This window comes from Thauera sp. (genome assembly GCF_035444905.1).
In the GTDB taxonomy this organism is placed as follows: Bacteria; Pseudomonadota; Gammaproteobacteria; order Burkholderiales; family Rhodocyclaceae; genus Thauera.
Window position 1 is genome coordinate 21,307 of the sequence record NZ_DAOMPS010000054.1, and the last position, 6,120, is coordinate 27,426.

The 6,120-nt window shown below is 64.2% G+C and carries 11 protein-coding genes; all 11 read left to right on the forward strand.

Annotated elements, in window-relative coordinates; genetic code table 11:
- The 11 genes from PLC66_RS18490 to PLC66_RS18540 all read left to right on the forward strand — a co-directional run bounded on the left by PLC66_RS18490 (position 1) and on the right by PLC66_RS18540 (position 6,074).
- The gene (locus tag PLC66_RS18490; protein ID WP_324543228.1) at positions 1–204 is read left to right on the forward strand and encodes a hypothetical protein; all 204 of its coding nucleotides are present in this window, start codon (positions 1–3) and stop codon (positions 202–204) included.
- Positions 205–232: 28 nt separating this feature from the next.
- Positions 233–946, forward strand: coding sequence for a hypothetical protein (locus PLC66_RS18495; protein WP_324543230.1), 714 nt, complete (start codon positions 233–235; stop codon positions 944–946).
- A gap of 68 nt (positions 947–1,014) precedes the next feature.
- On the forward strand, positions 1,015–1,710 hold the full coding sequence (locus PLC66_RS18500) for an ERCC4 domain-containing protein (protein WP_324543232.1): 696 nt from the start codon (positions 1,015–1,017) through the stop codon (positions 1,708–1,710).
- Positions 1,711–1,848: 138 nt separating this feature from the next.
- Positions 1,849–2,598, forward strand: a complete 750-nt coding sequence (locus tag PLC66_RS18505) for a hypothetical protein (RefSeq protein ID WP_324543235.1) — start codon at positions 1,849–1,851, stop codon at positions 2,596–2,598.
- Entirely contained in the window at positions 2,595–3,077 is a 483-nt protein-coding gene (locus tag PLC66_RS18510; protein ID WP_324543237.1) for an HNH endonuclease, read from the forward strand. The genes PLC66_RS18505 and PLC66_RS18510 overlap by 4 nt, the downstream gene beginning before the upstream one ends.
- Positions 3,078–3,273: 196 nt before the next feature.
- Positions 3,274–4,323: a VapE domain-containing protein gene (locus PLC66_RS18515; RefSeq protein WP_324543239.1), complete on the forward strand. Its 1,050-nt coding sequence runs from the start codon at positions 3,274–3,276 to the stop codon at positions 4,321–4,323.
- Complete coding sequence (locus PLC66_RS18520) at positions 4,320–5,165, forward strand: bifunctional DNA primase/polymerase (protein ID WP_324543241.1); 846 nt, start codon at positions 4,320–4,322, stop codon at positions 5,163–5,165. Before PLC66_RS18515 ends, PLC66_RS18520 begins: the two co-directional genes overlap by 4 nt.
- Positions 5,166–5,255: 90 nt before the next feature.
- Positions 5,256–5,492, forward strand: a complete 237-nt coding sequence (locus PLC66_RS18525) for a hypothetical protein (protein WP_324543243.1) — start codon at positions 5,256–5,258, stop codon at positions 5,490–5,492.
- 8 nt (positions 5,493–5,500) lie between these two features.
- Positions 5,501–5,764: a hypothetical protein gene (locus PLC66_RS18530; protein WP_324543245.1), complete on the forward strand. Its 264-nt coding sequence runs from the start codon at positions 5,501–5,503 to the stop codon at positions 5,762–5,764.
- Positions 5,761–5,931, forward strand: a complete 171-nt coding sequence (locus tag PLC66_RS18535; protein ID WP_324543247.1) for a hypothetical protein — start codon at positions 5,761–5,763, stop codon at positions 5,929–5,931. Before PLC66_RS18530 ends, PLC66_RS18535 begins: the two co-directional genes overlap by 4 nt.
- Positions 5,931–6,074 carry a hypothetical protein gene (locus tag PLC66_RS18540; RefSeq protein WP_324543248.1) on the forward strand — a complete coding sequence of 48 codons (144 nt, stop codon included), beginning with the start codon at positions 5,931–5,933 and terminating at the stop codon, positions 6,072–6,074. Before PLC66_RS18535 ends, PLC66_RS18540 begins: the two co-directional genes overlap by 1 nt.
- Positions 6,075–6,120 lie beyond the last annotated feature (46 nt).

Consider the following 6,120-nt stretch of genomic DNA (forward strand, 5'->3'; position numbering starts at 1 on the left):
ATGCACACCCCCGTCATCAACATCTGGACAGTCAACGGCGACGGCAAGATCGTCCCCGTCAACCACAACGAGCCGCGAGAGAAGTTCGGCGACATCACCCTCGACCCTGAAACCGACAGCGTCTATCGCGTCGTTCCCGGCCGGCATTACAACCTTTCCTGGTATTACCTCGGTTCAATGACCGAGTTGGGATACACCCTTTAACCCAATTTCACCTATAGGAGAACCCGAAATGACCAACAACACCCGAAACGCATGGCAAGCCGCGGCCGAGGCCGTCGAGGCGACATTCTCGAATGACATCTACGGCCGCATCGAATTCGACATGTGGTTCTGCAAGCTCGTCAAGGGCGCGGGTCGCGTGCCGTTCGACGACGGCATCGACCGCCTCAGCGACCGCCGCACGGCGGTTGACATCAACATTCAGGATTTGGGCGGCACGAACTACGACCGCAAGTTCATCGCCGAAATCGGCACCGACGGCTGGCTGAAAGTCACCCTGCCGTCGCTCAAGGCCCTCGGCATCACCGACCTCCAGAAATTCAGCGGCAGCTTCGTCCACGCCGTCATGGAGCCATACGGCGAATACACCGACCGCGACGGCAACAAGAAACAGCGCACCGCCCCGGCCGTTATGGCTGTCTACCCCAACGGCGCCGCCTGCGAAGCCGCCGCCCAGGGCGCGGCCCCCCAGACCGACATTTTCAGCGGCACCCCGGCCGCCAACGGCAACGGCCACAACGGCAGCCCCGCGGCCGACGCCGAGCGGCAGGTCGCCCTGGCGTTCCTGCCGGCCATCGTCAAGACCGCCATCCGCGGCACCGGCGTCGACATCCCGACCCTCGACGCCGCCCTCAAAAGCAATCCGATTCTGGCGAAGCATTTCAACATCGGCTCGCCGGAAGTCATGCAGGCTATCGCGTCGGCTACCGAGCCGGCGTTCTAGCAGTGGGTTCTCCTCCTTTCTGCGGCCGGTCGGGTTGGGACGCCCGACCGGCCGCCAAGGAACACACCATGACACAGAACACGATTCAATCCGTACTCATCGACCACCGCGAGCCGCCCCACGTGCGCCGCCTCGACTTCGAGGGCGCGACCGTCGCCGTCACCCAGCTCGCCTGTGGCGACATCTGGGTCGCGGCCGCCGACGGCAACCTGCTCATCATCGAGCGCAAGACCGCCGACGACCTGCTCGCCTCCATCGCCGACGGCCGCCTGTTCGAGCAGACCGCGGCCATGGTCGACATGTCGCCGTGGGCCTACATCGCCGTAGAAGGCACACTCGCCCCCGGCCGCGACGGCAAGACCCTCGCCGACGGCGCGCCGGTCAACTGGCGCTGGGCGTCCGTCCAGGGCGCGCTCCAGACCGTGCAGGAACTCGGCGTCGCCGTCATCTACCTGTCCGGCCCCGACGAACTCGCGCCCTTCATCGACCGCCTCGCCCGGCGCGACCGCGGCCCCGTCCGAGCCGCCGCCGTCCGCAAGCCCGAGCTGCTGGCCCCCGGCATGGCCCTGCTTATGGCCCTGCCGGGCATCGGCCCCGACCGCGCCAAGAGCATGCTCGAACAGGCCGGGACGGCCGCCTTCGCCCTCAGCGTCCTAACCGATGACACCCTGAACCTGATCGGCATCGGCAAGGAGACCCGCGCCAAAGTCCGCGAAACGCTCGGCATTCCCGCCGACTGCAAGCTTGAAATCGTAACCGCCTGATTGAATCTGCTTAATCCCATGACTACTGACCGGCTCGTGACAAGTACCCTAACCCCTTCGTTGCAAACGCCTGTGCAACTTAAGCCGTCCCCCCACGGCCGACGGCCGGTCGGTAGTCCCCTTCAAGGAGAATCCGAAATGACCACCGCACTTGTGACTACGAGAAACGAAATCACCACCGGCGAATGGGAGATGATCAACGCCATCGCGCCGGTGATGCACGCCAGCCGCCTGTTCAACGTCAGCAGCCCCGCCGCCGCCGCCGCTATCATGCTCAAGGGGCGGGAATTGAACCTGCCTCTGACCGCCTCCTTCGACCTGATCCACGTCATCGACAGCAAGCCGGGCCTGTCGCCGCGCGGCGCGCTGGCCATCCTGCACGCCAGCCCCAAAATCCGCCGCATCGAGATCAGCGAACTCTACGACGACAAAAACGCCTACGCCGGCCACACCTGCACCATCGAACGCGCCGACGGCTTCACCTACACCGCCCGCTTCACCCTCGAAGATGCGCGGCGCGCCGGACTGGAAAAGAGCGGCAGCGGCTGGGCGAAATACCCGCGCAACATGTGCCTGTGGCGCGCCGTCGGGTTTGCCGCCGACGTAGCCGCCCCCGACATCATCGGCGGCATGAAAACGGCCGACCAGTACGGCGCGGCCCTCACCGCCGAGGGCGACGTCATCCCCGGCGAATGGACGCACCCGGAAAGCGGTGGCCCCGACGAAACCGCCCGCGCCGCCGCCGCCGCTCAGACCCTCGTCGAGGAATACGGAGCCGAGGCTGTGCTGTTCGTCAACGGCAACACAATCCCCGTCACCCTCGAAGAGGTCGACGCCGCCCGCTACAAACTCATCGAGATCGCCGAGGACATCGAGGTGGAATTATGAGCGAAATCGAAGCAGGAGCCTTCACCACCTGGGTCAGCCCCGATGACGCCGATCTCGAAAACGAGAACTGGTTCGTCAACAGCAACGGCTACGTCATCAACAGCGGCAGCGGCAGCTACGCCATGCAGCGGCTTCACCGCATCGTCATGGCCCGCGCCGTCGGCCGTCCGCTGGAACGCTGGGAACTGGTCGACCACATCGACGGCGACAAACTCAACAACCGGCGCGAGAACCTGCGCCTGAGCAATTCCAGCGAAAACGCATTTAACCGCGACCTGCCCGCCCACAACACCACCGGCTACAAAGGCGTCAGTCGTAACACCTACCAGGACGGCCCGAAACCGTGGCAGGCGGCTATCACCGTCAACCGCAAAAAAATCTACCTCGGCAGCTACCCCACGGCCGTCGAAGCCGCGCGGGCCTACGAACAGGCCGCGCGCCGCTACGCCGGGCAATTCGCCAGGGGAGGCCGCCGATGAACGAGGAACGACTGGCCGCCTATCTGGACTGGATAGACGCGGAAATGGAATGGCTGGAATCCCCTGACGGCCTGACAGACAACAACAACACACAGTAACAGTAAGCCGTGCAAGCGGCAGGGGTATTGGAATGGCATCAACAGCGGACTATCTGAGAGACCTCACTTCTCTGGGCTACACATTCAGGTACAACGAAGTGACCGACCGAATCGAAGTGAACGGCGAGCCGATCACCGACATGCTGGAGGCGCAAATCCGCACAAAAATGCGCGACTTGCGGCACAAGCGCATGACGGAGGTCGAAGACGCCTACACCGCCCACGCCGTGGTCAACTGCTACCATCCGATTAAGGCCTGGTTCGCCGGGCTGGAATGGGACGGCGGCGACCATATTGCCAAACTGGCCACTTATTTCACCGACAAACACGACGTATTTCCGCTCTACCTGCGGCGCTGGCTCATCGGCGCGGTCGCCAAAGTCTACGACCTCGAAGCGCGTAATTACATGCTGGTACTGGACGGCGAGCAGTATCTCGGCAAATCCCGGTTCGCTCGTTGGCTCGCTCCCCTGCGCGACTATTTTTTCGAGGGGCCGCTCAACACAGACGACAAGGACACCTGGATACGGCTCACATCGGTCTTCATCTGGGAACTTAGTGAACTGGATGCCACGACCAAACGGGCCGACCGCTCCGCCCTCAAGGATTTTGTGACCCGACATGAGGTGACAATCCGCCGCCCCTACGCCCGGCACGATGTCGTCAAGCCCTCGCTGGCTTCGTTGATTGGATCGATCAACGAGGAAGGGCCGGGCTTCCTCAACGATTCCACCGGGAACACCCGGTTCGCCGTCGTCAACCTGACCGCCATTGATTTTGGCTACGCAAGCCTCGACGTGGAACAGGTCTGGGCCGAAGCGTTCACCGCCTGGCAATCCGGCGAGAATTGGGAATTGACGCCATTCGAGCGCCAACGACAGGCCGAAATCAACTCGGAATATGAAGCGGAGCCGACCATAGACGGCATGCTCCGCAAATACTACACCCTCGATCCGGCAGTCGATACCTGGACGCCCGGCATCGACATCGTGCTGGAACTGGAAACCTACGGCCTGAAGGACAACCAGCGCGCCAGCCTCATGGAACTGGCCCGCATCATGAAGAAAAACGGCCACGAGCGTAAACGAATCAACCGCGTCTGGAGCTACAAAGGCGTCACCCGCAAGGGCGTCGGGGTGGTGATATGAACCCCCTTACCCACACCGCCGAACAATGGACGGCCGACGGCATCGCCGTCATCCCCGTCGCCTGGCGCGACAAACGACCCGCCGTCCCCGCATGGCGCGAATTCCAGACCCGCCTTCCAAGCGCCGCCGAAATCCGGCGCTGGTTCGCAAGCCGCCTCACCAATCTGGCCGTGATCACCGGCTGGCGCGGATTGGTCGTCCTCGATTTCGACCAGCGGCCCGCCTACGACCTCTGGCGCGACTGGAGCCGCGCGAACGCGCCGCAAGCGCGATTTTCCTACACCGTTCAGACCGCGCGCGGCGTCCACGTCTACCTGTTCGTTGACGAGCCGGTGTCGACGATGAAAGCGGGCACCATCGACATCAAGGCGGCGGGCGGCTACGTACTGGCCCCGCCGTCGATGCATCCGAGCGGCACGCCCTACCGGCTGCTGAGTGATGCGCCCATCCTGCGCGTCGACCGGCTGGCCTGCGTACTGCCCGCGCCGCTGCTGGCTCTTGCCCAGGCGGGTGCGCCCGTCGCGCCGCCGCCCGTCGCCCGCGTGGCCCAGTTGCCGGCCGATCCGTGGGCCGCCGCCGCCAACCCTGTCCGGTCGGCCGACGACCCCATCACCGACCGGCTGGCCCGGCACAACATCCTAGAGCTATTCCCCGGCGCAATCCGTCGGGGCGATCGCTGGTGGGCCTGCTGCCCGCTACACAACGACCGTCACCCGTCCGTCAGCGTCGACCGCGACGGCCGCCGTGCCCGCTGCTGGGCCGGCTGCCTCTGGGGCGACTACGCCGACTGGTACGCGGCGATCCACAAAATCACATTACAGGAGGCCTTGCAACAGCTATGAACGTTCCATTCCCCAACGCAATCATCGTCATCGTATTGATCGCCATCGTACTCACCATCGCCGCCATCGACCTGAGAGGAGGCTCGCGCGATGACTGAAATCACCCCGTCCGCGCCGGTCAAACCGTGGACACGGCTCCAGTTCGCGGCTGCGCTGCGGCGCGCCGGTTGGAAGAAGATGAAGGGCAGCGTGGGCGGGACGTACATCTCGCCCGACGACCCGACCGTCCTGTTCTCAATGTACAACTATCGCGCCGGGTTCGGCATCGCGTGGGAGTGTTTCGCGGTGCGGTGCGAGCTGCCGAGCACGACGCGGCCGCCATTTTGAGGGGAGCCATGACAGACAGATGGACACAGGCACGTTTGAGGGGCGCGCAACGGCTGAACCGCGAGCAGTGGCGCGACTACCTGACCGACATTGACCCGGCGGCGCGGCTCATGACGGCCGTCATCCGGCGGGCGGTGGCCGACGTGGGCAGCACGCCCGCACTGGCCCGGCGGGCGCGGGCGTATATCGCCGGCGACGGGTTCGCGGCCGATTGCGCGTGGATTGGCATCGACCCGGATTACATCCGGCAGAAACTGGAAAAGGAATCATGAAAAGAGAAATCGAAACAGTCCGAAACGTAATCGTTGTGGCTATCGTCGCCGCGCTGCTGGCGTTCGTCATCTGGACGGTGGCCGCGGTCGAAATGCACACGTCGCCGGAGGCCTCCCGCTCCTGCCCGGTCTATCTGCCGTTCACGGCAGGGGAGAGCTACCCGTAATGAGCCTGCCAAATATCATCCTGGCCCTGACCGTCCTGCTCTGCGGCACGGTCGGATTGCTGGCCCTGCTGGGGCTACTCTACGGTTTAATTGTCGCGGCCGACACGCGCGACGTGCCCGACGGCAATGAGGAGTGGCTATGAACCTGACACCTGATCAAGTAACAGCCGCGCAAGGGATGATCGGCTC